The sequence below is a fragment of the Kitasatospora purpeofusca genome (assembly GCF_042691725.1).
Classification (GTDB): Bacteria; Actinomycetota; Actinomycetes; order Streptomycetales; family Streptomycetaceae; genus Kitasatospora; species Kitasatospora purpeofusca_B.
Genome location: NZ_CP170483.1, coordinates 7,479,862 through 7,506,288, shown reverse-complemented (window position 1 = coordinate 7,506,288; position 26,427 = coordinate 7,479,862). Strand labels below are relative to the sequence as shown.

The 26,427-nt window shown below is 75.6% G+C and carries 21 protein-coding genes; 11 read left to right on the top strand and 10 right to left on the bottom strand.

Annotated elements, in window-relative coordinates:
* Positions 1-234: 234 nt before the first annotated feature.
* Both ACFCLZ_RS32415 and ACFCLZ_RS32410 read left to right on the top strand, forming a co-directional pair.
* Positions 235-4,254: a DNRLRE domain-containing protein gene (locus ACFCLZ_RS32415; RefSeq protein ID WP_380281446.1), complete on the top strand. Its 4,020-nt coding sequence runs from the start codon at positions 235-237 to the stop codon at positions 4,252-4,254.
* Positions 4,254-4,709 carry a hypothetical protein gene (locus ACFCLZ_RS32410; RefSeq protein WP_380281445.1) on the top strand — a complete coding sequence of 152 codons (456 nt, stop codon included), beginning with the start codon at positions 4,254-4,256 and terminating at the stop codon, positions 4,707-4,709. The genes ACFCLZ_RS32415 and ACFCLZ_RS32410 overlap by 1 nt, the downstream gene beginning before the upstream one ends.
* An 80-nt stretch (positions 4,710-4,789) precedes the next feature.
* On the opposite strand, the gene ACFCLZ_RS32405 is transcribed toward ACFCLZ_RS32410, so the two are convergent.
* Together ACFCLZ_RS32405 and ACFCLZ_RS32400 are read right to left on the bottom strand one after the other, a co-directional pair.
* Positions 4,790-6,190, bottom strand: coding sequence for a gluconate:H+ symporter (locus ACFCLZ_RS32405; RefSeq protein WP_380281444.1), 1,401 nt, complete (start codon positions 6,188-6,190; stop codon positions 4,790-4,792).
* Positions 6,187-6,741, bottom strand: a complete 555-nt coding sequence (locus ACFCLZ_RS32400; RefSeq protein WP_380281443.1) for a gluconokinase — start codon at positions 6,739-6,741, stop codon at positions 6,187-6,189. The genes ACFCLZ_RS32405 and ACFCLZ_RS32400 overlap by 4 nt, the downstream gene beginning before the upstream one ends.
* Positions 6,742-6,891: 150 nt before the next feature.
* Between ACFCLZ_RS32400 and ACFCLZ_RS32395 the strand changes: the two genes are divergently transcribed.
* The gene (locus ACFCLZ_RS32395) at positions 6,892-7,587 is read left to right on the top strand and encodes a FadR/GntR family transcriptional regulator (RefSeq protein WP_380281442.1); all 696 of its coding nucleotides are present in this window, start codon (positions 6,892-6,894) and stop codon (positions 7,585-7,587) included.
* A gap of 215 nt (positions 7,588-7,802) precedes the next feature.
* Entirely contained in the window at positions 7,803-8,234 is a 432-nt protein-coding gene (locus tag ACFCLZ_RS32390) for a hypothetical protein (protein WP_380281441.1), read from the top strand.
* Here ACFCLZ_RS32390 and ACFCLZ_RS32385 read toward each other — a convergent pair.
* The 4 genes from ACFCLZ_RS32385 to ACFCLZ_RS32370 all read right to left on the bottom strand — a co-directional run bounded on the left by ACFCLZ_RS32385 (position 8,210) and on the right by ACFCLZ_RS32370 (position 16,195).
* Positions 8,210-8,974 (bottom strand): metallophosphoesterase, encoded by a 765-nt coding sequence (locus ACFCLZ_RS32385; protein WP_380281440.1) that lies wholly within the window; start codon positions 8,972-8,974, stop codon positions 8,210-8,212. The genes ACFCLZ_RS32390 and ACFCLZ_RS32385 overlap by 25 nt on opposite strands.
* A 19-nt stretch (positions 8,975-8,993) precedes the next feature.
* A complete protein-coding gene (locus ACFCLZ_RS32380) occupies positions 8,994-13,577 on the bottom strand; it encodes a hypothetical protein (RefSeq protein ID WP_380281439.1) in 4,584 nt (1,527 codons plus the stop codon).
* A gap of 109 nt (positions 13,578-13,686) precedes the next feature.
* A complete protein-coding gene (locus ACFCLZ_RS32375) occupies positions 13,687-14,562 on the bottom strand; it encodes a hypothetical protein (RefSeq protein ID WP_380281438.1) in 876 nt (291 codons plus the stop codon).
* A 97-nt stretch (positions 14,563-14,659) separates the two neighbouring features.
* Entirely contained in the window at positions 14,660-16,195 is a 1,536-nt protein-coding gene (locus ACFCLZ_RS32370; protein WP_380286357.1) for a hypothetical protein, read from the bottom strand.
* 198 nt (positions 16,196-16,393) lie between these two features.
* Between ACFCLZ_RS32370 and ACFCLZ_RS32365 the strand changes: the two genes are divergently transcribed.
* The 4 genes from ACFCLZ_RS32365 (at position 16,394) to ACFCLZ_RS32350 (ending at position 19,683) form a co-directional block, all read left to right on the top strand.
* The gene (locus ACFCLZ_RS32365) at positions 16,394-16,771 is read left to right on the top strand and encodes a hypothetical protein (RefSeq protein WP_380281437.1); all 378 of its coding nucleotides are present in this window, start codon (positions 16,394-16,396) and stop codon (positions 16,769-16,771) included.
* A 95-nt stretch (positions 16,772-16,866) separates the two neighbouring features.
* The gene (locus ACFCLZ_RS32360; protein ID WP_380286356.1) at positions 16,867-17,631 is read left to right on the top strand and encodes a LamB/YcsF family protein; all 765 of its coding nucleotides are present in this window, start codon (positions 16,867-16,869) and stop codon (positions 17,629-17,631) included.
* Complete coding sequence (gene pxpB, locus ACFCLZ_RS32355) at positions 17,628-18,269, top strand: 5-oxoprolinase subunit PxpB (protein WP_380281436.1); 642 nt, start codon at positions 17,628-17,630, stop codon at positions 18,267-18,269. Before ACFCLZ_RS32360 ends, pxpB begins: the two co-directional genes overlap by 4 nt.
* A 523-nt stretch (positions 18,270-18,792) precedes the next feature.
* On the top strand, positions 18,793-19,683 hold the full coding sequence (locus ACFCLZ_RS32350) for a biotin-dependent carboxyltransferase family protein (RefSeq protein ID WP_380281435.1): 891 nt from the start codon (positions 18,793-18,795) through the stop codon (positions 19,681-19,683).
* Here ACFCLZ_RS32350 and ACFCLZ_RS32345 read toward each other — a convergent pair.
* Together ACFCLZ_RS32345 and ACFCLZ_RS32340 are read right to left on the bottom strand one after the other, a co-directional pair.
* On the bottom strand, positions 19,680-20,603 hold the full coding sequence (locus ACFCLZ_RS32345) for an aminoglycoside phosphotransferase family protein (RefSeq protein ID WP_380281434.1): 924 nt from the start codon (positions 20,601-20,603) through the stop codon (positions 19,680-19,682). The two genes, ACFCLZ_RS32350 and ACFCLZ_RS32345, sit on opposite strands and share 4 nt — an antisense overlap.
* Before the next feature lie 46 nt (positions 20,604-20,649).
* The gene (locus ACFCLZ_RS32340) at positions 20,650-21,411 is read right to left on the bottom strand and encodes an alpha/beta fold hydrolase (protein ID WP_380281433.1); all 762 of its coding nucleotides are present in this window, start codon (positions 21,409-21,411) and stop codon (positions 20,650-20,652) included.
* Positions 21,412-21,537: 126 nt separating this feature from the next.
* On the opposite strand from ACFCLZ_RS32340, the gene ACFCLZ_RS32335 reads away from it, so the two are divergent.
* Complete coding sequence (locus tag ACFCLZ_RS32335; protein ID WP_380281432.1) at positions 21,538-22,071, top strand: PadR family transcriptional regulator; 534 nt, start codon at positions 21,538-21,540, stop codon at positions 22,069-22,071.
* A 101-nt stretch (positions 22,072-22,172) separates the two neighbouring features.
* Here the strand turns inward: ACFCLZ_RS32335 and ACFCLZ_RS32330 are convergent, their stop codons facing one another.
* Positions 22,173-22,721 carry a DUF4396 domain-containing protein gene (locus ACFCLZ_RS32330; protein ID WP_380281431.1) on the bottom strand — a complete coding sequence of 183 codons (549 nt, stop codon included), beginning with the start codon at positions 22,719-22,721 and terminating at the stop codon, positions 22,173-22,175.
* Positions 22,722-22,858: 137 nt separating this feature from the next.
* Here ACFCLZ_RS32330 and ACFCLZ_RS32325 point away from each other — a divergent pair, with 137 nt between their 5' ends.
* Positions 22,859-23,578, top strand: a complete 720-nt coding sequence (locus ACFCLZ_RS32325; protein ID WP_380281430.1) for a class I SAM-dependent methyltransferase — start codon at positions 22,859-22,861, stop codon at positions 23,576-23,578.
* Positions 23,579-23,833: 255 nt separating this feature from the next.
* Positions 23,834-24,679 carry an undecaprenyl-diphosphate phosphatase gene (locus ACFCLZ_RS32320; RefSeq protein ID WP_380286355.1) on the top strand — a complete coding sequence of 282 codons (846 nt, stop codon included), beginning with the start codon at positions 23,834-23,836 and terminating at the stop codon, positions 24,677-24,679.
* A 108-nt stretch (positions 24,680-24,787) separates the two neighbouring features.
* On the opposite strand, the gene ACFCLZ_RS32315 is transcribed toward ACFCLZ_RS32320, so the two are convergent.
* Entirely contained in the window at positions 24,788-26,308 is a 1,521-nt protein-coding gene (locus ACFCLZ_RS32315) for a HEAT repeat domain-containing protein (protein ID WP_380281429.1), read from the bottom strand.
* Positions 26,309-26,427 lie beyond the last annotated feature (119 nt).

Genomic DNA, 26,427 nt, shown 5'->3' with positions numbered 1-26,427 from the left:
ACGCGACGGGCGGGCACCCCGGGGCCGGGGTGCCCGCCCGTCGGCATGCCCGCTGACCTGCGAGAACGACCGGAACGCCATCGTTCGCATACAGCGCGTCACGATCGGGTCACCATTCTCAGGAAATCTTCAGGCAATGGGTATTTTTGTCCGCTTTGCCATGATCATCTTGTCATGTGATCTTCCATATGCTCCGCCCCACACTGTTGATCGACAGTGGAGCAAGGAGCCCCCATGCACGTCTCAGGACGGACCCTGACCGGTCCGCTGGCCCTCACGCTGGCGCTGTCGCTGGCCGCCGGGTCCCCGGTCGCCTTCGCGGCCAAGCCCCACCCCAGGCCCACCCCCGGCAAGGCCCCCACCGCCGCCGCCCTCGACCCCGGCAGCAGCCTGGCCGCCGCCCGGGCCGCCGCCCGCACCTCCGGCCAGCGGGTCGAGGCGCTCTCCGAGCGCGACGAGACCTCCACCACCTGGGCCAACCCGGACGGCACCCTCACCACCGAACTGTCGGCCGGCCCGGTGCGCTTCCTGCGCGAGGGGAAGTGGGCCGACGTCGACCTCACCCTCAAGGCCGCCGCCGACGGCTCGGTGGCCCCCGCCGCCCACCCCAACGGCCTCAAGCTCGCCGGGGCCGGCGGCAAGCGCCCCCGCTCGCTCGCCGAATCCCGCGCGCTCCAGGCGGCGCCGGCCGGCACGGAGGCGGCCCGCACCCTCGTCTCGCTCGGTTCCGGCGACGACCAGCTCGCCCTGGAGTGGCGCGGCGGCCTGCCCGCGCCCGAGCTGAACGGCACCCGGGCCACCTACCGGGACGCCATCGGCGACGGCGCCGGCGACCTGGTCGTCGAGGCCACCCGCACCGGCTTCGAGCAGTACGTCACGCTCAACCAGCGCCCGGCGGCCAGCGGCTACAGCTACACCATGCCGCTGCGCGCCAAGGGCATCAAGGCCGAGGCGCAGCCCGACGGCTCGGTGCTGTTCACCGACCGGAAGAACGGCCAGAAGCGCGCCGTGCTGCCCGCGCCGGTGATGTGGGACGCCACCTCGGCGCCCGGATCGAGCGAGCACGCCCGGCAGGCCCGGGTGGGCCTGGCCGTGGTCCAGCACGGCGACACCGTCGACCTGGTCTTCACCCCGGACGCGGCCTTCCTCGCCGACCCGGCCACCGCCTACCCGGTGACCGTCGACCCGGCCACCGCCGCCCTCGGCAACGCCTTCGACACCCGGGTCCAGCACGGCGAGACGGTCGACTGGTCGGCCGACACCGAGATCTACTGGGGCAACTCCGGCACCAAGAACGCCGACGGCAGCTCCCGCGAGGCCCGCGCCTTCATCAACTGGAACACCGCCGGCATCGCCGACGCCCTGGTCTCCAGCGCCACCCTCTCGCTCTACAACTTCCACTCCGGCAACAGCGACTGCCTGCCGTACACCTGGGAGGTCTGGGACACCGGCCTGGCCTCGACCGCCTCGCGGTGGACCGCCCAGCCGGCCTGGAAGGCCAAGAAGGCCACCTCCACCGAGACCAGGGGCCGCGACGCCTGCGGCGGCGACGGCTGGATCAACGCCAACGTCACCGACCTCGTCCAGACCTGGGCCTCGGCCAAGAGCGGCACCTCGGGCATGGGCCTGCGCGCCCCCGACGAGGTGTCGACCAAGTACTGGAAGGAGGTGAACTCCGCCAACGCCGCCACCAACGTGCCGAAGCTGACGGTGAACTACAACTACCGCCCGCGCACCGGCACCAACCAGCAGGCCGGCCCGCCGTTCCTGCAGGACGGCACCGGCACCTGGCGCGTCGACACCACCACCCCGGTGCTCCGGGACACCTTCGTCGACCCCGACGGCGACAAGGTGACCGGCACCTTCCAGCTGGTCGACGCCATCTCCGGCGCCCAGGTCGGCGCCGTCAACGTCTCCGGCTACGTGGCCAGCGGCACCCCCTCCGAGGTCACCGTCCCGGCCGGACTGCTCCAGTACGGCCACACCTACCGGTTCCGCTCCTCGCCGTACGACGGGCTGCACTACAACCTGGGCTGGTCCCCCTGGGCCACCTTCAGCGTCAGCCCGCTGCCGGACGTGCCGGCCGCGCTGCAGACCGGCGCCCAGCAGACCCTCACCCCGGTGCTCTCCGCCCTGGTCACCAACCCCAACCAGGGCCGGATCCGCACCGAGTTCGTGGTCAAGGGCCAGAACGGCCAGCCGCTGCCGACCGTCATCGCCCCGGCGTGGGCGGAGAGCGGCACCCGCGCCTCGGTCCAGGTGCCGGACGGCGCGCTGGCCGACGGCGGCGACTACACCTGGGCCGCGCGGGCCTGCGCCGCCGTCGGCTGCTCCGCCTGGAGCGCCGACCAGCCGCTGGCCGTCCGCGTCCAGGCCCCGCCGGCGCCGCCCGCGCCGACCACCGTGGTGCTCACCGGCACGGCCCTCGCGGACGCCTCGGCGGCCACCGCCGGCGGCGGCTGTGACACCGGCGCCTGCCCGGCCGCCGACCCGGCCGAGCTGCGGGTCGGCACCACGGCCGACGGCAGCAGCTGGAGCAGCTGGCTCAAGCCCGACCTGTCGGCCGTGCCGACCGGCTCCCGGGTGGTCGGCGCCAAGCTCGCGCTGACCCGCTCGGACTGCCCGGCGGGCTGCGACGAGGCCGCCGTGGACGTCTTCCAGCTGGGCTCGGCCTGGGCCCCCGGCCAGGGCGGCGCGGCGCTGACCGCGGCCGCCGGCGCCGAGAGCTACGCCTCCGCCGCCAAGCCGTCCGAGACCGACCTGGCCACGCTGGCCGGCTCGTGGTTCGAGAAGGGCGAGGCCTACGGACTGGCCCTGCGTCCGCCGGCCGGCTGGACCGGCGCGGCCCGCTACTTCTCCGCCACCGCCGCCGATCCGGCGCAGCGTCCGAAGCTGACCCTCGACTACCTGGCGCCGACCGCGCCGGGCGCGGCCGAGCTGGTCACCGCCGCCGGCGGCGACGCCGGTCTGACCGTCACCTGGAACGCCCCGGCCGACCGCGGCTCGGTCGGCGAGGTCGGCTACACCGTGCGGGTCGAGACCTCGGCCGGCGTGCCGGTCCAGGAGGTCGGCACCGGCGACCTGCGGGCCGCGTTCACCGGCCTGGACAACACCCGCTCGTACCGCGCGGTGGTCACCGCCCGGAACAGCTACGGCACCGCCGCCCCGATCACCTCGGCCCTGGTCCAGGGCACGCCGACGGCCGGCGGCCCGGAGCAGTACCGCGGCTTCGTGCAGGAGTACCTGGACGCCCGCAACAAGGTGAAGATGAAGGCCGGTTTCACCGCGCCGGACGCCGCCGCCGAGGCCGCGCACGGCACCGTCTTCGTCGACCTGCTGGCCACCCAGGAGGCCTCGCTGGTCGCCAACCGGGAGGCGCTGGCGACCCAGAACCAGCTGTACACGGCCGCGGCGGTCTCCCTGACCGACGTGGTGGTCGACCAGCAGACGGCCGGCAAGGTCGTCGTGCGGGCCACCGTCAAGGACTCGGTGATGATCCGGTCCGGCGGTGTGGACTCGCCGAGCGAGAGCGCGGGCTCCAAGCGGTTCGAGTTCGCCGTCGGCACCGCCGCGGTGCTGGTCTCCGAGGCCGACGACCTCGCGGCCCAGCAGAAGCTGTCCTCCTCCGCGGCCGCGCAGGCCCAGGTCGACGTGGCGGACGGCGTGCAGGCCGACCCGGCGGACGCCCAGAAGGCCGTCCCGCTGGACGCCAACGGCTTCCCGGTCCAGCCCGCCCAGCCCGCCACCGGCGCCGTCCAGGCCGGGTACAACTACAACGGCACGGCCGACTGGGCCCGCCGCAACGTCAACATCGGCTGGGACTTCCCCCAGGACTGCACCAACTTCGTCTCCAAGGCCCTCTACTACGGTGGCGGCATGCGCACCCGGTACGGCTTCAAGACCTTCGACAGTGCCTGGTGGACCAACGACTACTGGATGTTCGGCTGGCACAAGAACCGCAGCTACACCTGGGCCGGCGCGGCCAACCTGCACCGGCACCTGCTGAACCACCGGTACTCGACCTGGCTGCGCTGGACCTCCGAGGCGCGCCCCGGCGACGTGGTGTTCTTCAAGTGGCGCAAGGAGTCGCGGATCAACCACGCCGCGATCGTGGTCAGCTGGGGCTCCCGGATGGAGCTGCGCCAGCACGGCCGGCAGGGCGTCACCACGCTGAACGAGGTGCTGTCGTACTACCGGCAGAAGGGTGACCCGATCGAGTGGTTCGTCGTCGTCCGCCCGCTCGGGACCAGCTGATGGCGGCGGGGCGGCCGGTGGCGGCCGCGCTGGCGACCGTGCTCGCGGCCGCCCTGCTGGCCGGTTGTTCGAGCACCGGCGAGGACGCCCGGCTGGAGCACGCGGCCGACTACGCCGCCCATCCGCACCTCGCGGTGACCGGCTACCCCGTGCCCGAGTCGCTGGGCCTGGTCCAGCAGGTGGTGTGGCGGCTGGCCGACGGCTCCGCGGAGCGGCTGGTGAAGCTGGCCGCCGCCGAGGGCCCGGCCGACGCGCGCCGCACGGTGGCCGAGGAGTGGGTCCGGACCTACGGGCCCGGCGCCGCCGGGGAGGTCACCGCCGACTTCGGCGACGACCCGGCGAACCGCCAGACCGTGCGGCTGACCTTCCACCGGACCGGCCAGGTGAAGGAGCTGACGCTCCGCCCGGACGGTGCGGACGGCGGGGGCGGCTGGCGGGTCCTGCTGGTCGCCTGATCCCACCCCGGCACGGACGAACGGGCGGGCGCTCCACGTGGAGCGCCCGCCCGTTCGGCGTCGTGTCCGGGGCCGGCCGGCTAGATGACCAGGCTGAGCGGCATGATCAGGGCGATCGCGACCACCGAGATCACCGTCTCCATCGCCGACCAGGACTTCAGCGTCTGGCCGACGCTCATCCCGAAGTACTCCTTCACCAGCCAGAAGCCGGCGTCGTTGACGTGCGACAGGAACAGCGAGCCGGCGCCGATGGCCAGCACCAGCAGGGCCGCGTGGGTGGACGACATGTCGGCCGCCAGCGGGGCGACGATGCCGGCCGCGGTGATGGTGGCGACCGTGGCCGAGCCGGTGGCGAGGCGGATCAGCACCGCGATCAGCCAGCCGAGCAGCAGCGCCGAGATGTGCCACTTGGACGACCACTCGCTGACCGCGTTGCCGACGCCCACGTCGATCAGGGTCTGCTTGAAGCCGCCGCCGGCGCCGACGATGAAGACGATGCCGGCGATCGGGCCGAGCGACTTGCCGACGGTGTCGGATATCCGGGCCTTGTCGAAGCCGGCCGCCCTGCCCAGGGTCACCATGCCGAGCAGGGTCGCCGCGAGCAGGGCGATCAGCGGGGAGCCGATGAAGTCGAAGACCCGCTGCGGCAGCGCCTTGGGGTCGTCGATCACGACGTCCGCCAGCGCCTTGCCGAGCATCAGGACCACCGGCAGCAGGATGGTCGCCAGCACCGCGCCGAAGGACGGGGTGTGCTCGCGCTTGGCGGTCTCCACCGGGGTGGCCGCCTCGGGGATCTCCAGCGGGCCGACCCAGCGCTCGGCGACGCGGGCGAACAGCGGACCGGCGATGATCAGGGTCGGGACGGCGATCAGCAGGCCGAGCGCCAGGGTCACGCCGAGGTCGGCCTTGAGCGCGTCGACGGCGACCAGCGGACCGGGGTGCGGGGGCACCAGGCCGTGCAGCACGGACAGGCCGGCCAGCGCCGGGATGCCGATCCGCATCAGCGGGACGTTGCCGCGGCGGGCCACCAGCAGCACGATCGGGATCAGCAGCACCACGCCGACCTCGAAGAACAGCGGCAGGCCGAGCACAGCGGCGATCAGCGCCATCGCCCAGGGCAGCGCCTTCGGGCCGGAGCGGGACAGCACGGTGTCCGCGATGATGTTCGCGCCGCCGGAGTCGGCGAGCAGCTTGCCGAGCATCGCGCCCAGCCCGATCAGCAGGCCGACGCCCGCGACGGTGGAGCCGAAGCCGGCGGAGAAGCTGCTGAGCAGCTTGTCGAACGGCGCGCCGGCGACGGCGGCCAGCAGGCCCGAACCGAGGGTCAGGGCCAGGAACGGGTGCAGCTTGAGCTTGGTGATCAGCAGCACGATGGCGCCGATGCTGAGCAGCACCGCGATCAGCAGCTGGGTGTCGCTGCCGGTGTGCGGGAGGGCCGGTGGGGCGGCCGCGAGCACCGCGAGGGTGGGGGACGGGGTCACGCGAGGTCTCCATTGACGGGCCGCAGCAGGGCGACGGCCTTCTCGACGAGTTCTTCGGGGGTCGGCCCGACGTCCAGGACGGCGCCGCGCTCGTCCGGACCGAGGGGTTCCAGGGCGGCGTACTGGGAGCCGAGCAGCGACGGCGGCATGAAGTGGCCGGTGCGGTGCGCGAGCCGGTCCTCGACCAGCTCGGTCCGGCCGCTGAGGTGCAGGAACCAGGCCTCCGGGCAGGCCGCGCGCAACAGGTCGCGGTAGCCGTGCTTGAGCGCCGAGCAGGTGACCACACCGCCGGTGCCGGCCTCGTGGCGCTCCTTGAGCCAGGCGCCGATGGCGCGCAGCCAGGGCTCGCGGTCGCGGTCGTCCAGCGGGACGCCGGCCGACATCTTGGCGATGTTGGCCGGCGGGTGGAAGTCGTCCGCCTCGGCGAAGGGGAGCCCGAGGCGGTCGGCCAGCAGACGGGCCAGGGTGGTCTTGCCGACACCCGAGACGCCCATCACCACGATGGTGAGGGGCGCGTGAGGGGTGTCGTGGTTCTCGACGCTGAGAGCCATGGGTGGTGCTCCTTCGTTGCCTGGCGCCACTATCGCCTCAAAGATATGACGTATTCAAGTAGGGGAAACCAAATCGTCATACTTTTATGCCGCTGAGTCGACGCCGGGGGTGGCGGCACCGGACGGGCGGGGGAGGTCTAGGCTGGCGGGATGGAGATCCAGGGGCTGCCCGGCCGACTGCTCGCGGAACTGGGGCCGGCCATCGCGTCCGGGGAGCTCCCCGAGGGCGCGGTACTGCGCGCCGAGGAGCTGGAGGAGCGGTTCGGGGTCTCCCGGACGGTGGTCCGCGAGGCGGTCCGGATCCTGGAGGGGATGCGCCTGGTGGCCTCCCGCCGCCGGGTGGGCATCACCGTGCAGCCCAAGTCCGACTGGGACGTCTTCGACCCGCTGGTGATCCGCTGGCGGCTGGCCGGCGCCGACCGGCCCGCCCAACTGCGCTCGCTCGGCTCGCTGCGGCTCGCCGTGGAACCGGCCGCCGCCGCGCTCGCGGCCCGGCACGCCACCGACGACGAGCGGCGCCGACTCGGCGCGCTGGCGGTCGAGCTGACGATGACCGCGCGCGCCGCCGACCTGGCCACCTTCCTCGAGCACGACATCGAGTTCCACGCCACCGTGCTGCGGGCCTCGCGCAACGAGATGTTCGCCCATCTCCGGGAGACCGTCGGCGCGGTGCTGACCGGCCGGACCGAGTACCATCTGATGCCCCATCAGCCGGAGCCGTACGCGATCCGGCTGCACCGCGAGGTCGCCGAGGCGGTCTGCGCGGGGGATGCCGAGGGGGCCGAGCGGGCGATGCGGACCATCGTCGAGGGCGCGCTGGCCGAGCTGAACGAGCAACTCGCCTGAGCGGGCGACTTTGCTGAGCGGGCAACTCGCCCGACGGTGACCGGAGTTCGGCGAGCCCGTTCGGTAGGATCCGGGCCGGATCACACGATTTGGTATCGGTTCGGGGGATTCGCGCGCATAGTCCGGGTACGACGGGGCAGAGTGGAGCGCGGGGGCGTAGACTCGGCGCCCGCCCCGCTCGTGTCCGCCGCCCGTCCGCGCCTGGGGGTCGCCCGATGCCAACCGCCCGCCGTCGCCGCCGTCTTCCCGACGAGGTCCGCAGGGCCGTCGTCCGCGCGGTGCTCTGCCTGGCCTTCACCATGGTGGGCATCGTGGTGGCGACGCTGTCCTCGTACGCCGACAGCTGGCTGATGACGCCGGCGCTGATGGCGATGGGGGTGGGGGTGTTCGGCACGATGTGGTGCCTGCTGGAGATCCTGATCTCGCGCCAGGTCGCCGCCCAGCGGATGCGCGCGCCGAACTCGGCCTCCCCGATGGCCGGCAGCCGCGCTCCGGCGGGGTACCCGCAGCAGCACCCCCAGCCGCCGCACCCGCAGCCCTATCCCCCGTACCAGCAGCAGCACCCGCAGCGCCCCCACCAGCCGCCGGCCGGGCCGCCGTACCCGGGCGGCCCGGCGCCGCGTCAGGCGGGGCTGACCACCCGGTAGTGGGTGGTCAGCCGGCCGTCGTCGTCCAGCAGGTGGAAGGCGACCATCGGCGGCTGCTCGAAGGTGATGCCCGCTCCCCCCTCGCAGGGCAGCGTGACGGTGGAGACCACGCTCGGCGCGACCAGCAGCGGCAGCCCCGCGAAGACGGTGGCCGCCGCGGTGTGGGCGTGCCCGCAGAGCAGCGCCCGCACCCGGGGGTGACGGCCCAGCACCTCCGCCAGCCGGTCCTCGCCGAACTGCCGGATCGGGTCCACGTACGGCAGGTGCAGGGTGGCCGGCGGGTGGTGGAAGGCCACCAGCGCCGGGCGGTCCGCCGCCCCCTCGGCGAGCGTGCCGTCCAGCCAGCCCAGGGTCTCCTCGTCGAGCAGGCCGTCGTCCCGGCCGGGGATCGAGGAGTCGAGCATCAGCACGTCCACGCCGGGCAGCGCGTGCAGCCGGTTGACCGGACCGCCGGACGGTGCCTCGCCGAGCAGCACCTCCCGGTACGGCTCGCGCACGTCGTGGTTGCCGGGACACAGCAGCACCGGGTACCGGGAGACCAGCACCTCGGCGACCTCCCGGTACTCGGCGGCCAGCCCGTGGTCGGCGAGGTCGCCGGTGACCAGGACGGCGTCCAGCGGGCCGGGCAGCGCGTCGAGGTACGCCACCACCTGCTCGGCCCGCCGCCGGGCGCGCTCGCCCGCGTCGCCGTGGTGGTCCTGGCCCAGGTGGGTGTCACTGCAGTGAGCGATCGTCAGCATGGGCCCCACGCTACGACCGTCACGACGAGGCGGGAACCTCCGCCGGGCGCTTGAACATCCGGGTGGCGGTGATCTCGCCGTGGACGGCCGGGCCGTCCGGGTCCTGCGGGGCGGGCAGGCCCGGCCGCAGGTGCTCCTCCACCGAGATGTACTTGAGGCCGGCCCGCAGGTCGGCGTCGTTGCGCAGCCGGATGACCAGCGGGAACTCGGCGAGCGCGGTGGTGTCGAACAAGCCCGTGGTGTAGATCAGCTGGACGCCGAGGGCGTCGGCCACCGCGCGCTGGAGCTCCAGCAGGTAGGTGGCGTTGGCCCGGCCGATCGGGTTGTCGAGGAACAGCGTGCCCGCGTGCCGCAGCTGGGACTGGCCGCGGTCGTTGGCGCGCAGCGCGGCCATCGTGCAGTACAGCGCGATGGCCGCGGTGAGCAGCTGGCCGCCGGAGAACACGTCGGACATCTGGCCGACGCTCACCCGCTCGGCGCGCAGCACCGCGTCCGGCTTGAGGATCTCGACGGCCACGCCCTTGGGGCCGATCGCCGCGCCGACGCCGCGCAGCAGCAGGGACATGCCGTCGCGGCGCAGGTCGCTGTTCTTGCGGACGGCGGCGCGGGTGGCCTCGTCGATGACCTCGCCGAGGCGCTCGACCAGGGTCGCGTGGTCCGGGTCCTCGAAGCGGATCCGCAGGAACTCCTGGCCGGACCACTCCCCCAGGCCCTCGGGCAGGCGGGAGAGCCGCTGGGCGGCGCGCAGGGTGGTCAGCGAGGACTCGACCAGGCCGCGCAGCCGGTCGACGATCGAGCCGCGGTTGCGCTCCAGCTGGGCGAGTTCGTCGGTGAGCACCCGCAGCCGGGGCGCGAACGCGACGGCCCAGTCGGCGGCGTGGTCGGGCAGCGCGGAGGCGGGCAGCTCGCGGATCTGCTGGCGGGCCGGGGTGCGGACGGCCTCGTAGCGGGCCGCGTTGGCGTGCCGGACGAGGGCGTCCGAGGCGTCGCGGACGGCGAGTTCGGCGGAGGACAGCTCGCCGGCGGCGGTGCGCAGGGTGCGGCGGGCCTCGGCGGCGGCGGTGCGGGCGTCGGCGAGCGCGCCGAGGTAGGGCTCGACCAGGGTCTCGGCGTCGTCCTGCTGCTCGCGCAGGCCGTCGCGCAGCTGGCCGGCGTGCTCGTCGAAGTCGGCGGCGGCGGCCTGGGCGGCGTCGAGGGTGCGCTGGAGGTCGGCGTGCGCGGTGCGGGCGGTCTCGACGGCCTCGCGGCGTTCGGCGAGCCGGCTGGTGGCGCTGCGCAGCAGGGTCTGGGCGTGCTCGGGGTCGGTGGGGACGAGGTCCTCGGGCAGCTCGGTGTGCGCCTCGCCGTCGGCGGGGGCGGAGCGTTCGGCCTCGCCGCGCAGCCGGCCGAGCTGCTCGCTGGCGGCGGCGGCGCGGGCCTCGATGGTGGCGACGAGTTCCTCGGCGCGGGCGGCGGCGGCCTGGCGGGCCGGGCCGTCGGCGCCGTCGGGGCTGTTGAGCAGTTCCTCGGCGCGGGTGCGCACCTTGTTGGTGAGGCGGTCGAGTTCGGTCGCGGCGGCGGCCTCGTCGCCCTCGGCGCGGGCCTGTTCGGCGCGCAGGTCGGCGCCGACACCGACCTTCTCGTAGAGCTGGGAGGCGGAGCGGTAGGCCTCGCGCAGCTCGGGCAGCGCGGCGGGGGCGGCCTCGGCGGGCTCGTCGGTCTGCTCGGCGGCGGAGATCTCGGCCCGCTCTGCCCGCAGGGCGCGGCCCGTGCGACGGGCGTCGTCGGCGGCGCGCTGAACAGCCCGGCGGTCCTCGTCGCAGGTGCGGGCGCGTTCGGCGCAGACGGCCTGGCGGCGGTCGCACTCGGCGGCGTCCTCGGTGAGTTCGCGCCGGCGGCGGCTCCAGTTGGCGCGCTCGCGCAGCCGGAAGGCGAGGCCGGAGAGGGCGTCGGCGCGGCGGCGGGCCCGCTGGGCGGCCTCCCGGTGCTCCTCGTGGGCCGAGGCCGCGACGGCGTGGTCGGTCTCGGCCTCGTCGTGCTCGGCGCGCAGGGTGGCCAGGGCGGCGGCGGCCTGCTCGGCGTGCTCGCGGGCGGCCTCGGCGGCGCCGGCGAGTTCGGCGAGGGTGCCGGGCGGGCAGCTGGCGTGCCAGGAGGCGAGGCGGGCGGCGAGCGCGCGGTCGCCGCCGAGGCGGGCGGCGAGTTCGCGGATGTGCTCCTCGCGGGCGGTGGCGCGGGCGCGCAGTTCGCGGCGCTCGTCGTCGGCGGCGGACTCGTCGTGCATGGCCGGGTTCGGCGGCACCAGGAAGAACGCGGGCTCGTCGGTGATCGGGGCGATCAGCGAGGCGGCGGCGCCGACGGCGACGGTGGAGCGGGGCAGCAGGGCGGCGGAGCGCAGCGCCTCGCGGGCCCGCTCCAGGGAGGTGGGGTCGGTGACGACGACGCCGTCGACGAGTTCGGGGCGGGCGGCGAGGATCGCCTCGTGGTCGGCCGGGTCGACGGACTGGGCGAGGTAGCGCCAGCCGGGCAGGGCCGGGATGCCGTGCTCGGCGAGGTACTCGACGGTGGCGAGGACGTCCGGGCCGGGCGGCAGCAGGCCGCCGTCGCCGAGCGCGGCGAGGATCCGGGAGTCGTCGGCGGCGGCGGTGCGCAGGTCGAACAGGGTGCGTTCGGCGGTGGCGATGGCCTCGTCGAGGAGTTCGCGCAGGTACTCGGCGTTGCGGTCGAGGACGGCGGGGGTGAGGAAGCCGGCGTCCTCCTCGGCGCCGGCCCCGTCCTCGCTCCAGACGGTGGGGGCCGGGGTGAGGGAGAGCAGGTCGGCGAGCCGGGACTCGGTGGCGAGCAGGGCGGCGGTGCGCTGCTCGGTGGCGAGGGCCCGGGCGGCGGCCTTGCGGGCGTCGGTGGCGCGGGCGGCGGCGAGTTCGGCGCGGCCGGTGGCGGCCGCGGCCTCCCGCAGCCGGGTGGCGGCGGACTCGGCGGCGGTGCGGGCCTGGCCGAGGGCGGCCGCGGCGGCCTTCTCCACGTCGGCGGCGTGCAGGGCGGCGCGGGCCGGGTCGACGTCGCCGTCGGTGTCGATGAAGCCGGCCTCGACGGCGGCGGCGGTCTCCTGCTCGACCTCGGCGAGGCGCTGGCGCAGGTGCTCGGCCTCGCTGCGGGCCTTCTGGGCGGCGGTGGCGGCCTCGGTGGCGTCGGTCTGGGCCCTGGAGCCGTCGGACTGGAGCTCGGCGGCGCGCTGCTCCTCGGTGTCGGCGCGGTCCTCGGCGGCCGCGGCGGCGCCTTCCAGGGCGCGGGCCAGGGCGGTGGCGGCGCGCGCCCGGGCGGCGAGCGCGGGGGCGGCGTCCAGCTCGGCCTCGCGGATCGCGGCGGCGACCCGGCCGACCCGGTCGGCGGCGGCGCGGTGGCGCAGCACGGCCTCGGCGGCCTGCCAGGCGGCGTGCAGGGTGCGGGCGTCGGTGAGTTCGCGGCGCAGGGCGGCGGCCTCGGAGGTGGCGGCGGCCAGCGCCAGCGAGGCGTGCCGGTGGGTGAGTTCGGCGGCGATCAGGGTGTGCCGGGTGCGGTCGCTCTCGGCGGCGGTGACGGCGCTCGCGGCGGCGTCGACCTCGACGGCGAGGTCCTGGGCGCGGTCGCGTTCGGCGGCGGCGCGGGAGCCGAGCGCGTGGGCGAGCCGGCGGGTGCGGCGTTCGGCGGTGCGGTGGGCCTCGCGGACGCTCTCGCGGGCGGCGGTGGCCTCGGCGATCCGCTCCAGCAGTTCCAGGGAGCCGGCGGTGAAGTCGCGTTCGGCGGTGAGTTCGGAGCGCAGGCCGAGCTTGGCGGCGAAGCCGTGGACGAGGTCGGCGAGGCCGTCGGTGTCCCGGGTGTCGGTGACGGCGCGCAGCAGCAGGTCGGTGAAGTCCTTGTCCTGCTTGACCGCGAAGAGGCCGGCCGCCTCGCCCTCGTCGGCGTTCATCTCGCGCTGGTAGCGGAAGAGTTCGGGGTCGAGGCCGAGTTCGCCGAGGTGTTCGGTCCAGCGGTCGTGGCCGTCCTCGAAGACCAGGTCGAGGTGGGGGTGGGCCTTGCCGGCCTCGGTGAGGGCGTCGCGGAAGCCCTTCATGGTGCGGCGGCGGCCGCGGGCCTTCTGGTCGCCGGCCAGGCTGACCCGCTCGGCGACCGGGAGGGAGTCGAGGGTGAGGCCGGCGCCGGGGCGGAAGGAGTACCAGGTCTCGGCGAACTTGCGCGGGTCGGAGGAGACCTGGCGGCCGCGCCACTCGCTGACCTTGCCGACCACGATCAGCTCGCCGGTGACGGTGTGCTGCCACTCCAGGGCGACGTGGCCGCAGTCGTCGGCGAGCAGGAACTTGCGGAGCACGCCGGAGCTGGCGCCGCCGAGGGTGTTGCGGTGGCCGGGGAGCATGACCGAGAAGATCAGCTTGAGCAGGACGGACTTTCCGCCGCCGTTCTCCAGGAAGAGCACGCCGGCCGGGGCGGGGCGGCGGACCGGGCCCTCGGTGTCCTCGCCGAACAGGCCGATCTGCTGGGGCACCGGGTCGGCGACGGGCTCGCCGACGCCGCGCAGGTCGAGCACCGTGTCGGCGTAGCGGGCGCCGGCCGGTCCGATCGAGTAGAGGCGGACCCGGTTGAGCTCGTACATGTGCGGCGGTTCTCCAGGAGGCGGGTGGATCGGAGGGTGACGGGGTGCCGGCGGGGCGCGGGGTTTCGGCGGGCGCGGGGGTGTCGGCGGGGCTTTCGTGCGGCCGGGGCTAGAGCGAGTGGAACGGCAGGCCGGCGTCGGCGACCAGGTCGTCCCCGGTGTCCGGGGGCAGCAGGGAGGCGGTGCCGTCGGAGACCGGGACGACGCCGAGGTCGAGCAGCTCGGCCATGGCGGCGGTGCCGGCCAGGTCACGGACCTGGAGCTGGTAGCGGGCGGTGGTGCGGTAGGTGCCGCCGGCGTCGTCCGAGACCTTCTGCAGGAAGCCGGAGTCGACCAGGAACAGCACGGCCTTGGCGACGATGCCGATGGTGGAGCCGGAGAGCCGGCGGGCGTCCTTGGTGGCGCCGGTGGCGGTGCGCCGGGCCCAGACGCGCCAGGCGGCCTCCAGGCCGGGGGCGTCGCTCTGCGGGTCGGTGTTGTCGCCGTCGGCCTCGGCCTGCTCCTCCAGGCGGCGGCAGGCCTGGCGGACGAAGGCGTCGATGCCGTTGACGGTGATCCGGCCGAGGTAGCCGTCGTCGGCGAGGTCCTCGGGGCGGGGGAAGGCCATCGCGGCGACGGCCAGGTGGGCGAGGCCGTGCAGGAAGCGGTCGGTGGACTCGGAGGCGGCGCGGCGCGAGTAGTCGCCCATCCGGACGGCGAAGACGGAGTCCTCGGCGGCGGCGACGGCCATGCCGGCGCGCGGGGAGACCTCCAGGACGACCAGGCCCATGCCGGTGGCGACGGCGTCGGCGAGGCGGGCGAAGGGCGGGTCCTCGCGGTGGCGGCGGACCAGTTCGGCGTACTCGGCGTCGCGGGCGGGGAGCAGCTTGGCCTGGAGGCCGAAGGAGACCAGGCGGGCGGCGTCGGCGACGTCGGCCGGGGTGATCGGCGCGGGGGCCGCCGGTTCGGTCTCGGGCGCCCAGGACGCGTCGTGGTGGGTCGTCACGGGCGGTGCTCCTCGGGGGCGTTGCGGGGGGGTGCGGGTGGGGAGGTGGTCGGGGTGGTCGGGGTGGTCGGGGTGGCCGGCCGATGCGGACGGGGGGTCAGCCGGCGTCCTTGCGGTCGGCGGCCATGCCGGCGGCGTCGAGCAGGGCGCTGCCGACGATGAGGTCGGCGCCGCCGAACTCCCGGTCGCGCAGCGGCGTGCCGTCGTCGACGGCGAAGAGCAGCCGCTCCTCGCCCTGCCGGTAGGCGGTGCCGACCGGCGGGCTGGCCGCGTGCACGGCCAGCAGGGCGACCAGGTACGGGAGTTCCGGGTCCTGTGCGCGGGCCTCGGCGAGCAGGCCGGAGAGCCGGCGGGGCGCGTCGGCGGGCAGGTCCAGCAGGTCGAGGGCCGCTTCCAGCTGGGCCTCGGAGAACCGGCTGTCGTCGGGGGTGGCGACGAGGTCCGGGTCGGGCAGCTCGGCGCCGAGGTGCTCGCGCTCGACCGGCGGGGTGAGCAGCAGGTCGACCAGGTCGCAGACGCGGACCGAGACAGGGGTGCGCAGGCCGGTGCCGCGCGCGAAGAACGCGCCGGTGGGGCGGACGGCCTGGGCTATCGGCAGCCGGAGCACCGGGGCGAGCAGCTGGCCGTAGAGGTCGATGCCGCTGCGGGCGCCGGGGGTGGCGAAGGCCTGCCGGTCCTGCTCGGCGCGGAACAGCGGGCCGGCCTCCAGCAGCCGGGTCTGCAGCTGGGTGTGGCGGCGGATGCAGTCCTTGACGATGTCGACCAGCTCGGCGGCGCGGCGCTTGTGCTCCGGCTCCTCGGCCTCGTCGCGGGCCTTGCGGATGTTGGTGAGGATCGCGTTCTCGTGCCGGTAGCGGTCGGCGATGTGGTCGAGCGCCTCGTCGATGAGGTCCGGGATCGCCCGCATCCAGTCGACGGCGCGGACGTTGCGCCGGGTGGCCTCCAGGGCGCGGCGCAGCGTCTCGGCGTACTGGACGGTGCGGTAGCGGGCCTGCTCGGCGGCGAGCTGGGCGTCGGCCAGCCGGCCGCGCCGGATCAGCACCTCCAGCTTGACCTCGGCGGCGATCTGGGCGGAGGTGACGTCGGTGTCCAGGGCGCCGACCAGGACGTTGACCGCCTCGTCGGTGGTGCGCAGGTAGACGCCGCCGTCGGGGCCCGGGACCTCCTCGATCAGCTTGAAGTCGTAGTCCCGGCGGACGTACGCGCCCTCCGCGTTGAAGGTGCCGTAGACGGCGCGGAAGCCGCGGTCGACGCTGCCGACGTTGATCAGCGACTCCAGCACCCAGCGGCCGACCCGCTGGTGCTCGGCGGCGGAGCGGCCGGGCGCCTGGGCGGCGACCCGGGGCAGCAGCCGGGCGAGCACGAGCTCGCGGTCGGCGCCGGTGTCGAAGTCCATGTTGAGGGTGACCAGGTCGATGGCGGCGAGTCCGACCTCGGCCATCGCGTAGCCGCCGTACTCGCCGGCCAGCATCACCTTGCGGCTGTCCAGGTCGTGCAGCGGGGCGGTGCAGGCCAGCGCCTTGAGCCGGCGGGCCAGGCCCTCGTCGGCGGCGGGGCCCGGCGCGGGCCGCGCGGCGGCGACGGCGGACCCGGCGGGCGGCCGGGGGCCGTGCTCGGTGGGCTGGTCGGCGATGACGGTCACGGGGGACAAGAGTAGAGGCAGGGGCCGACATCGACCGAAACGGACCTTCCGGACAGCCGTCCGGCGCCCGCCGACCATTAGTTGAACACGTTCAATTTCAGGGTCCAAAGTCATGCCGCGCAGCCGGGAGGAGCCCGGTCCGCCACTTCGGCATGTCCTCGACATGCCCGCGTGTGGGGATGGACGCACATGAACGATGCGACCGACGGTGAGCGGGCGACCCTGCGACGGGTCCGGCGCCTGCTCCGGTTCCTCGCCTACGGCACCGACTGGCTCGCCTTCGCCCACCCGGTGATCGCGGCGGCGTTCCGGGGGCCGATCAAGGACCCGGTGCGCAACGTCTGGGTGGTCCGCTGGGCGGTGCTCGCCTGCGCCGGGACCATCCCGCTCGCGCTGATCTGCGGACCGCTGCGGGGGATCCCGCTCTACTGGCGGTTTATCGACATGTCGTTCGGGATCGTGGGCGTCGTCCCGCTGCTGATCGTGCTGCGCGCGCTGCGGCCGCTGGTCGAGCGGGCCGAGCGCGCCGGGGCGGCCGGGCACCCGCCGACCGCGGTGACCGGCTGACCGCCGCCGGACGGACGAGCGGCACGGCGCGCACCGGCCCAGGCCCTACCATCTGGCTCAACAGCTGCTGGAAGGCGGACGGCGTGGCCGATACGGTGATCGATCTCAATGCGGACCTCGGCGAGGGGTTCGGACGCTGGACGCTGACCGACGACGAGGCCCTGCTCTCCGTCGTCACCAGCGCCAACGTCGCCTGCGGCTTCCACGCCGGGGACCCCTCCACCATGCGCCGGGTCTGCGCGCTGGCCGCCGAACGCGGCGTCCGGATCGGCGCCCAGGTCTCCTACCGGGACCTCGCGGGCTTCGGCCGCCGGGCGATGGACGTGCCGCCCGACGAGCTGGCCGACGAGATCGCCTACCAGATCGGCGCCCTCCAGGTCTTCGCCCGCGCCGCCGGCTCGCGGGTCTCCTACGTCAAGCCGCACGGCGCCCTCTACAACCGCGTGGTCGCGGACGGCGAACAGGCGGAGGCGGTGGTCGCCGGGATCCTGCGGTCCGGGGCGGTCAGCGACGGTCCGCTGCCGGTGCTCGGCCTGCCGGGCTCCCGGCTGCTGGCCGCCGCCGAGGCCGCCGGACTGCCGGTGGTCACCGAGGCGTTCGCCGACCGCGCCTACACCTGGGCCGGCACCCTCGTCCCGCGCCGCGAGGACGGCGCCGTGATCCACGACCCCGAGAAGGTCATCACCCGGGCCGTCGGCATCGCCCGCGACGGGTCCGTGGAGGCCATCGGCGGCGAGCCGATCACCGTCGAGGCGCGCTCGCTCTGCGTCCACGGCGACACCCCCGGCGCGGCCCAGCTCGCCTGGCGCATCCGCGGCGCGCTCGCCTCGGCGGGCGTCCGGGTGGAGGCGTTCACGTGACCGACCCCCGGCCGGCCGTCCGGCCGGTCGGCGAGCACGCCCTGCTGGTGGAGCTCGCGGGCACGGCCGAGGTCACCGCCCTCTACGGCTGGCTGCGCGAGCGGCAGGCGGCCGGCGAACTGCCGCCGGTCGGGGAGATCGTGCCCGCGGCCCGCACCGTCCTGCTGGACGGCGTGGCGGACCCCGACGCGCTGACCCGGGTGCTGCGCACAGCCCGCCCGGGCCCGGCGTCCGCCGCGTCCGGCCCGCTGGTCGAGGTGCCCACCGTCTACGACGGCGCGGACCTCGCCGAGGTCGCCCGCCGCTGGGGCGTCTCCCCCGAGGCGGCCGTCCGGATCCACACGGAGCCCGAGTACGTCGTGGCGTTCTGCGGCTTCGCCCCCGGCTTCGGCTACCTCACCGGCCTGCCCCCGCGCTACGAGGTGCCGCGCCGGGCCACCCCGCGCAGCAGCGTCCCGGCGGGCTCGGTCGCCCTGGCCGGCCCCTACACCGGCGTCTACCCGCACCCCTCCCCCGGCGGCTGGCAGCTCCTCGGCCGCACCGCCCTCCGCCTCTGGGACGCCACCCGCACCCCGCCCGCCCTCCTCGCCCCGGGCACCCGTGTCCGGTTCACCCCGCTGCGGGGAGGCACGGCATGACGGCGCGGCCGGCACCCGCGGCGGGCACCACGCGGCACCGGCCGGCCGCCCCGGCACACGCGGCGGCTCGAACGCCCAGCCGTCCGAAGCGCCCGCGCGTCGGGCCGGGCGCACGCGACCGAGCGACCCGGACCGCCCGCCGCACCCCCTCGCACACACGGCCGACCGGGCGGCCCCGGCCGAACGCCACGCACGCCACCGCCGGCCCCCTCCGGACGCCCGGATCGCCGGGCTCTCATGCCCGGCGCGGCCGGATGCCGGGATCGGTCCGGAGGCGCGGAACGGGCGGGCCGCCCGTGCGGCCGGTGGGCCGCGGGGGCCACGGGTCGCGCCCCGGTGGGGATACGGGAGGGCGACCCGACCGGTGCGGCGGGCCGGCCGACCGCGGCAACGGCGCGCGGCCCCCGCGGGGTCGCGGCGGCCTCCCCGCAGGGCGGCGCCACATGACGAGCGCGACAACCCCGCGCCGCCCCACCGGGTCGGCGCCGACTCGCGCACTGCGAGACCTCCCGGGAGGGGCGGCGTGACGGACGCGATGGTCGTGGTGCGGCCGGGGCCGTTGAGCACGGTCCAGGACCTCGGGCGGCGCGGGGTGGCGCATCTCGGGGTGCCGCGGGCGGGGGCGCTGGACGGGCCGGCGTTGCGGGCGGCCAACCGGCTGGTGGGCAATGAGCCCGGGGCCGCCGCCGTGGAGACCACGATGGGCGGGATCGCGGTGCGTGCGCTGCGGCCGCTGGTGGTCGCGGTGACCGGCGCGCCGTCGCCGGTGCGGGTGGACGGCCGGCCCGCCGCCTGGGGGGCGCCGGTGGCGGTGGCGGCCGGGTCGGTGGTGGACGTCGGCGCCGCGACCGCCGGAGTGCGCGCGTACCTGGCGGTGGCGGGCGGGTTGGCCGTCGAGCCGGTGCTGGGCAGCCGCTCGGCCGATCTGCTGTCCGGGCTCGGCCCGGCGCCGCTGGCCGTCGGCGACCGCCTTCCGGTCGGCCCGCGCCCGCCGTACCGGCCGGCGCCGGAGCTGGTGCCGCTGCCCGCTCCCCCCGCCGAGTTGGTGCTGCGGCTGCGGCTCGGCCCGCGCGCCGACTGGTTCACCCCGGACGCCGCCGCCCTTCTCGCCCGCGCGCCCTACCGGGTCGCCCCGGCCGGCAACCGGATCGCGCTGCGCACCGAGGGCCCGCCGCTCGTCCGCGCCCGGGAGGACGAACTGCCCAGCGAGGGCATGGTGCTGGGGGCCGTCCAGGTCCCGCCGGACGGACGGCCGGTGGTCCTGCTCGCCGACCACCCGACCACCGGCGGCTACCCGGTGGTCGGCGTGGTACCGCCCGCCGACCTCGCCGCCGCGGCGCAGGCCCGCCCGGGCACGCCGGTGCGCTTCGCCGTCCTCCCGGGACGCCCGACCGGCGGCCGACCGCCGGGCTAACGCCCCAACAGGGCCGAGGCGACGGCCCGTTGGCCCTCGTCGATGACCGGCGCGCCGTCCGCCACGTCCCACAGGACGTTCTGCAGGACGCGGCCGAGGGTCCAGCGGACGGCGCGGTCGCGGTCCAGGCCGAGGCGGGCGGTCATCAGGTCGAAGCGGCGGCGCAGGGCGCGCGGAAGGTCGCCGGTGGCGGCGAGGTCGGACCAGCGGTTCCGCAGGGCGGGGAGGAGTTCGAACCCCGGGTCGCCGGCCAGGGGCTTGGGGTCGATGGCGAGCCAGCGGGCACGGGCGTCGGGGCCGGACGGGGCGAGCACGTTGCCGAAGTGCAGGTCCCAGTGGAGCAGCCGGTCGCCCGGTTCGGGCCGGACCTCGCGCAGGGCGGCCGCGAGATCGGCCAGCAGCCGGCGGTCGGCCTCCTCGGCCAGCGCGCCGCGCGCCTCCGGGACGTCGGCGAGCACGGCGTCCGCGACATCCGCCAAGGTCCGCACCCCGGCGGGCGCCTGACATTGCGTCAGCTCGGCCAGCAGGTCGGCGACGACGCCGGTGGCGGCCAGGTCGTCGGGGACGGCGAGCAGGGAGCGCGCGGGGTCGAGGCGCTCCAGCAGCATCGAGCCGGTGGCCGGGTCGTGGTCGAGCAGCCGGACGGCGCCCCGGCCGTCCCAGGCGCGCAGGGCGAGCGGTTCGCCGGCCGTCTCCTCGTCCACGGGCTGGAGCTTGAGCACGGCGCCCGCGCCGTCGGCCCGCCGGACGGGCAGGACGAGGCCGACCACGCCGTGCGCGGGCGCGCCGTCGATCCGCAGCTCCCAGCGGTCCGCCAACTCCGAGGCGAGCGCGGGCAATCGGTCGACCCAGGCCCGCCCGTCCGGCCCCAAGAAGTCGACGAGGGAGACGGCCAGCGCCTCGGGCACCTGGATCGGCATGGCGGACGCGCTCCTCACAACGGGACATCGGAACATCGGGACGACGCTACGCCAACGCGGTGGCGACGGCCTTCGCGAAGCCCTCCGGATTGTCGATCATGATGTTGTGCCCGCAGTCGGGCACGGCCTCCAGCACCACACCCGCCGCCCGGAGCCGGTCCGCGCCGGGCAGCTCGCCGTCGGCCTCGGGGTGGAGGAAGGTGCGCGGCAGCTCCAGGCCGTCCAACTGCTCGCGCAGGCTCGGCACGGTCGCCCGGCAGCGGTGGACGGCACTGCGGTGGAGTGCCTCGGGACCGGCGAGCCGCATCGTGGCCCACCAGAACGGACCCGACCACCGCTCCACCTGCTCCAGGCCGCCGGCCAGGAACTCCTCCTCGGTGAAGCCGGCGATGCCGCTGCTGCCCGGGCCCCGGCCGGGCGCGACCGGGTCGATGACGGCGTCGACCAGCACCAGCCGGGCGACCAGCCCGGGGTGCCGGTGGGCCAGCTGGATCGCGACCGCGCCGCCGAGGCTGTGGCCGATCACCTCCACCCGCTCCGCCCCCGCCGCGCGGACGGCCGCGGCGACGGCGTCCGCGTGCGCCTCCAGCGTGTAGGGGAAGTCGGCGGGCCGGTCGCTGATGCCGAAGCCGAGCAGGTCGAGCAGGAGCGAGCGGTGGCCGGTGAGCAGCGGGTGGGCGGCGGCCGCGGCGTAGTAGACCGGCGAGCTGGCGCCGAGGCCGTGCAGATAGAGCCGCACGGGCTCCCGGCCGGGGATCTCCACCCAGCGGATCCGGTCGCCGTTCGGGGTGACGGTGGCGTCGCGCACGTGCTCCTCCTGTGGTCGTCGGGGCGGCGCCCGGGGCTCGTCCCGGGTCGCCGGGAACGACCATACCTCGATTCCGAGGTATAGCGGCACCGAGATATCGACGGTCGGATCTGAGAGAGTGGCCCCATGCTGAAGCTCGCGATCCTCGGGTTCCTCCACGACCGGCCCCTGCACGGCTACGAGCTGCGGCGCCACCTCGCCGCGCTCACCGGCCACGTGCGGCCGATCAGCGACGGCACGCTCTACCCGGCGATCAAGCGGCTGGAGGCCGACGGCCTGCTGGTGCGCGCCACCGAGCCCGGCGCGGCGGCCGCACCCCGGCACACCCTGCGGCTCACCGACGCCGGCCGGGCCGCCCTGCTGGACCGGCTGCGCACCCCGGACGACCTGGACGTCAGCGACGAGAACCGCTGGTTCACGGTGCTCGCCTTCCTGCGCCACCTCGACGGCGAGCCGGCCGCGCAGGCCGCCGTGCTCCGGCGCCGCCTGGCCTTCCTCAGCGAGCCGGCCAGCTTCTTCTACGACGGCGACCGGCCGGTGGGCGCCGAGGAGGTCGCCGATCCGTTCCGCCGCGGGATGCTGCTGATCGCCCGCGCGACGACCACCGCCGAGCTGGACTGGCTGCGCGCCACCCTCGCGGAGTTCGACCGGGCGGCCTGAGCGCCCGCAGGACGCACGGAGAAACGCCGCGGCCCGCACCACCCCTGCGGAGGGGTCGGTGCGGGCCGCGGCGTGCGGTGCGGGCGGCGCGGGTGGAGCGGTCAGTGCCGGTGGTGGGCGTGGACCACGGCGTGGCCGCGACCCTTGCCGATCATCCACCTGTTGACCGGGACGGTCAGGACGAAGGCCAGGGCCAGCGAACCGGCCAGCGCCGTCCAGAACAGGAGGTCGCCGAGGCCCGCGTCCATGGCGCCGGGCACGGTCATCATCACGGTGTTGTCGATGAGTTCCATGACGATGATCGAGACGGTGTCGGCGGCCAGCGCGACCTTCACCGCGGTGCGGACGTCCAGGCCGGCCTTGAGCACGCCGCGCATGGTCAGCGCGTAGCCGAAGACGAAGGCCAGCAGGATCGAGAGCACCACGGTGGCGCCGTTGTGCAGCCCGAGGGCCGTGCCGAGCACCATGCCGAGGATCTCGCCGATGGCGCAGCCGGTGAGGCAGTGCAGGGTCGCCTGCGCCGCGGCCGCCCAGGTCACGGCCCCACCGCCGTGCCCGTGGTGGCCGTGGTGCGCGTGTTCGCCGTGGTGCCCCTCGTGGTGCTCGTGCCCGGCGTGCTGCCGGTGGTCGTGCTGGGCGGGGTGCGCCATGTCGTCCTCCACGTGCTCGTCGCCTTGGCCGTGCTGCCCGGTTCGTCGTTGACACTATACCCCCCTGGGGTATCTGCCAAGCATAATTCCGCACACGCTCTTCCCAGCCCCGGGCCCGCCGTGCTCGGATGGTTCGCATGGCTGACGAACGACGGAACGAACGAGAGAACGAACACCGCGAGGGATACCGGGGCACCGGCCCGGGCGTGATCACCCCGGACGGCTGCGCGGTCGACATGTACGCGCGGCTGCCGGTCGGCGACGAGCCCGAGGTGATCGCGGGCGCCGTCCCGCCCGGCGCGAGCCTGCTCGAACTCGGCTGCGGCGTGGGCCGGGTGACCCATCCGCTGCTGGAGCGGGGCTTTCGGGTGACGGCGGTGGACGAGTCCGCCGAGATGCTGGCGCGGGTCCGCGGGGCACGCACCGTGCGCAGTCCGATCGAGCGGCTCGACCTCGGCGAGCGCTTCGACGTCGTCCTGCTCGCCTCCTTCCTGATCCACGCCGGCAGCCTGGACGTCCGCCGGGGCCTGCTGGACGCCTGCCGCCGGCACGTCGCCGCGGACGGCTGCGTGCTGATCCAGCGCGAGGGCGAGAACTGGCAGACGAACGTGCCGCGCGAGCGCCCGCTCGGGAAGGACGGGCTGGTGCGGGTGGCGTCGGCCACACCGGTGGCCGAGGGCGTCAACCGGGTGCACGTCGAGTACGAGTTCCCGGACGCCAGGTGGACCCAGACCTTCCTGTCGCGCCCGATGGACCGGGCGGAGTTCGAACAGGCGCTCGCCGAGGCCGGGCTGGCGGTCGACGACTACCTGACGGAGGACCGGATCTGGGTGCGGGCCCGCCCCGTGGCCGCCTGACCGACACGGGCGCACCGGTCGCGGGAACGGCCCCCGGGAGTGGGGGCGGGCGACAGGCCGTCACCTGAACGGCGTAGCATCAGGCGGACGCCGGGCCCGCGCGCGGCCCGAGCGCCGGGCGGGACCGGTGGTTCGCCTGCCATCGGGCCGCGCCGCTGGACCGCGCCGGCCGGTTCGCAGGGCCGCTCCCGCACCGACCAACAAGGAACGCTTCATGCGCATCGAGCGACGGATACCCCGGGCGGGTGTCCGGTGATCGAATGGTTCCACGGGGCCGTCCTCGGCCTGATCCAGGGGCTCACCGAGTTCCTGCCGATCTCCTCCAGCGCCCACCTCCGGGTCTTCCCCGCCCTGCTGGGCTGGCAGGACCCGGGGGCGGCATTCACCGCCGTGACGCAGCTCGGCACCGAGACCGCGGTGCTGATCTACTTCCGCCGCGACATCGCCTCGATCGTGAAGACCTGGACGCTCTCGCTGTTCCGGCCCGCGCTCCGCTCGCACCAGGACGCCCGGATGGGCTGGTTCGTGATCATGGGCACCCTGCCGATCGGCATCCTGGGCAAGCTGTTCCAGGACACCATCGAGCAGGACCTGCGCGACCTGCGGATCATCGGCACCACGCTGATCCTGTTCGGCGTGATCCTCGCGGTCGCCGACCGCACCCGGGCCGTCCGGTACGCCAAGCCGATCACCGAGCTGACCCTGCCGCACGCGGCCGGCTACGGCATGGCCCAGGCACTCGCGCTCATCCCGGGCGTGTCGCGCTCCGGCGGCACGATCAGCGCCGGCCTGCTGCTCGGCTACAGCCGCGAGGCGGCGGCCCGGTACTCGTTCCTGCTGGCGATCCCGGCGGTGCTGGCCTCCGGCGTGCTGGAACTGTTCAAGATCGGCGAGGGGCCGTCGCCGGCCTGGGGGCCGACCATCCTGGCCACCGCGATCGCCTTCGTGGTCGGCTACGCGGCGATCTCCTGGTTCCTGAAGTACATCTCGAACAACAGCTTCATGCCGTTCGTGATCTACCGCATCGCGCTCGGCATCCTGATCATCGTCCTGGTCTCCGTCGGCACCCTGGCCCCGGACGCCGGCGTGGTCGCCAAGTAGCGGCGAACGAGAACGGCGTTCCACCCGGGAACGACGAAGCGGGCCGCTCCACCCCGACGGTGGACCGGCCCGCTTCGTCGCATTCGCGCGCAGGCGCGGCGGCGCGCGCTAGCGGCGGCGCTCGCGGGCGGCGGTCAGCCGGCCCCGGACGGCGGCATGGACCTCGGCCTCCTCGGCCGGGTCGGCGGCGAGGCGGCGCAGGCGCTCCAGCACGCGGGCGTCGCCGGTGGTGGCGACGTGCCTCGCGGCGAGCTCCCGGGTGGACTCCTCGCAGTCCCAGAGGCACTCGACGGCCGGCCCCTCGGGGAAGTGCACGTCGGTCACGGCGAGCGCCCGGGCGGCGCGGCCGCGCAGTTCCGAGGAGACGGCCTCCCCGTAGATGTGGCGCAGGACCGGGACGGCCCCGGCGGCGGCCAGCCGCCCCGCGCCGTCGACCAGCGTCCCGAGCCCGGCGTCGGCCCCGGACACCCCGTGGAGCGAGACCCAGCGGCGCAGGCCGGTCACCACCAGCGGGCCGTCGGCGGGCTCGCCCGCGTCGGCCAGCAGCCGCACGGCGGCCTCGCCGAGGGCGCTGTCGGCGCCGCCGGTGGCCGGGTCGGCCCAGCGGCGGGCCTGGGCCAGCGCCTCCGGGCCGCGCATCCGGCCGAGCAGTTCCAGGGCGAACCGGACCATCCGGTCGTCCACCTCGGCGGCGGCCGCCTCGATCAGGCCGGCGGCGGCCGGGTCCCGCTGGTCGACGAGGTGGCGCAGGGCGGCCCGGCGGGCGCCGGGCAGGCCGGCCCGGGCCGCCTCCAGGACGGCCGCGCGGTCCTCGGGGCGCACCACGGCGGCCAGGCAGCGGGCGGCCGCGGCGGCGCGGCGGTCCACCGCGTCGGGGCGGGCCGGGGAGTCGGCGTCGCGGGACGCCGGCGCCTCGGGGCGGACCGGGCCGCCGGCGAAGGCGGCGGCGCCGAGGCCGCCGAGGTCGCCCTGGTCGGCCCAGGCCAGTACGTCGGCGGTGGACCAGCCGGGGGTGACGCCGCCGCGGTTCAGCTGGCGCTGCCACAGGTCGAAGGGTGACTGCTCGCTGGCCGCCGCGACTCTCGGGTGGTACGCCGCCCAGAGCCGCCAGGGCCGGGGCTCGTAGGCGCCCCGGATGGTCTCGCGCAGCTCGGCGTCGCCCTCGGGGCCCGGCGCGAAGCGGTCCAGCACGGCCGTTCCGAGCAGCAGCAGGCCGCGGTCGTCGTCGCGCAGCGCCAGCTCGTCCAGCGCCCAGGACCAGTTGGTGCCGGTCGCGGCGTACTCGCGGAGCATGAGGAGGGCGTCCCTGCGGCCGTACGCGGCGAGGTGGCCCAGGACGGAGAGCGCGAGGCCGGTGCGGGCCTCGTCCTCGTCGAGGAGGTCCTCCGGGGAGTGGAGGTGGTCCTCGACGCCGTCGAGCGGCGCCTCCAGCTCCATGTAGAGGCGCGCGTAGTAGAGGGAGCGGTTCTCGACCTGCCAGTCGGCTCGCGGATCCCTGGTGACGCACTCCTCCAACGCGGTGATGGCCTCGGTGCGGTCGGCGGCCAGCGCATGGAGCTGCCCGTCACCGCGACCTCGCTGCAGGAGGCCGAGGAGGCTGGCACTGGGCGCTATCACTGGCTCGAACATGAGGTCAGCATCCGTTGCGGCGGTCGTAGTGGCAACGGGATTTCCGTCGCCGGGGTCTGTGGTCGGTACTGCGGTGGGCGCCCGGGCGCCGGAATCACCGAAGGTTACCGCCTCGGGCG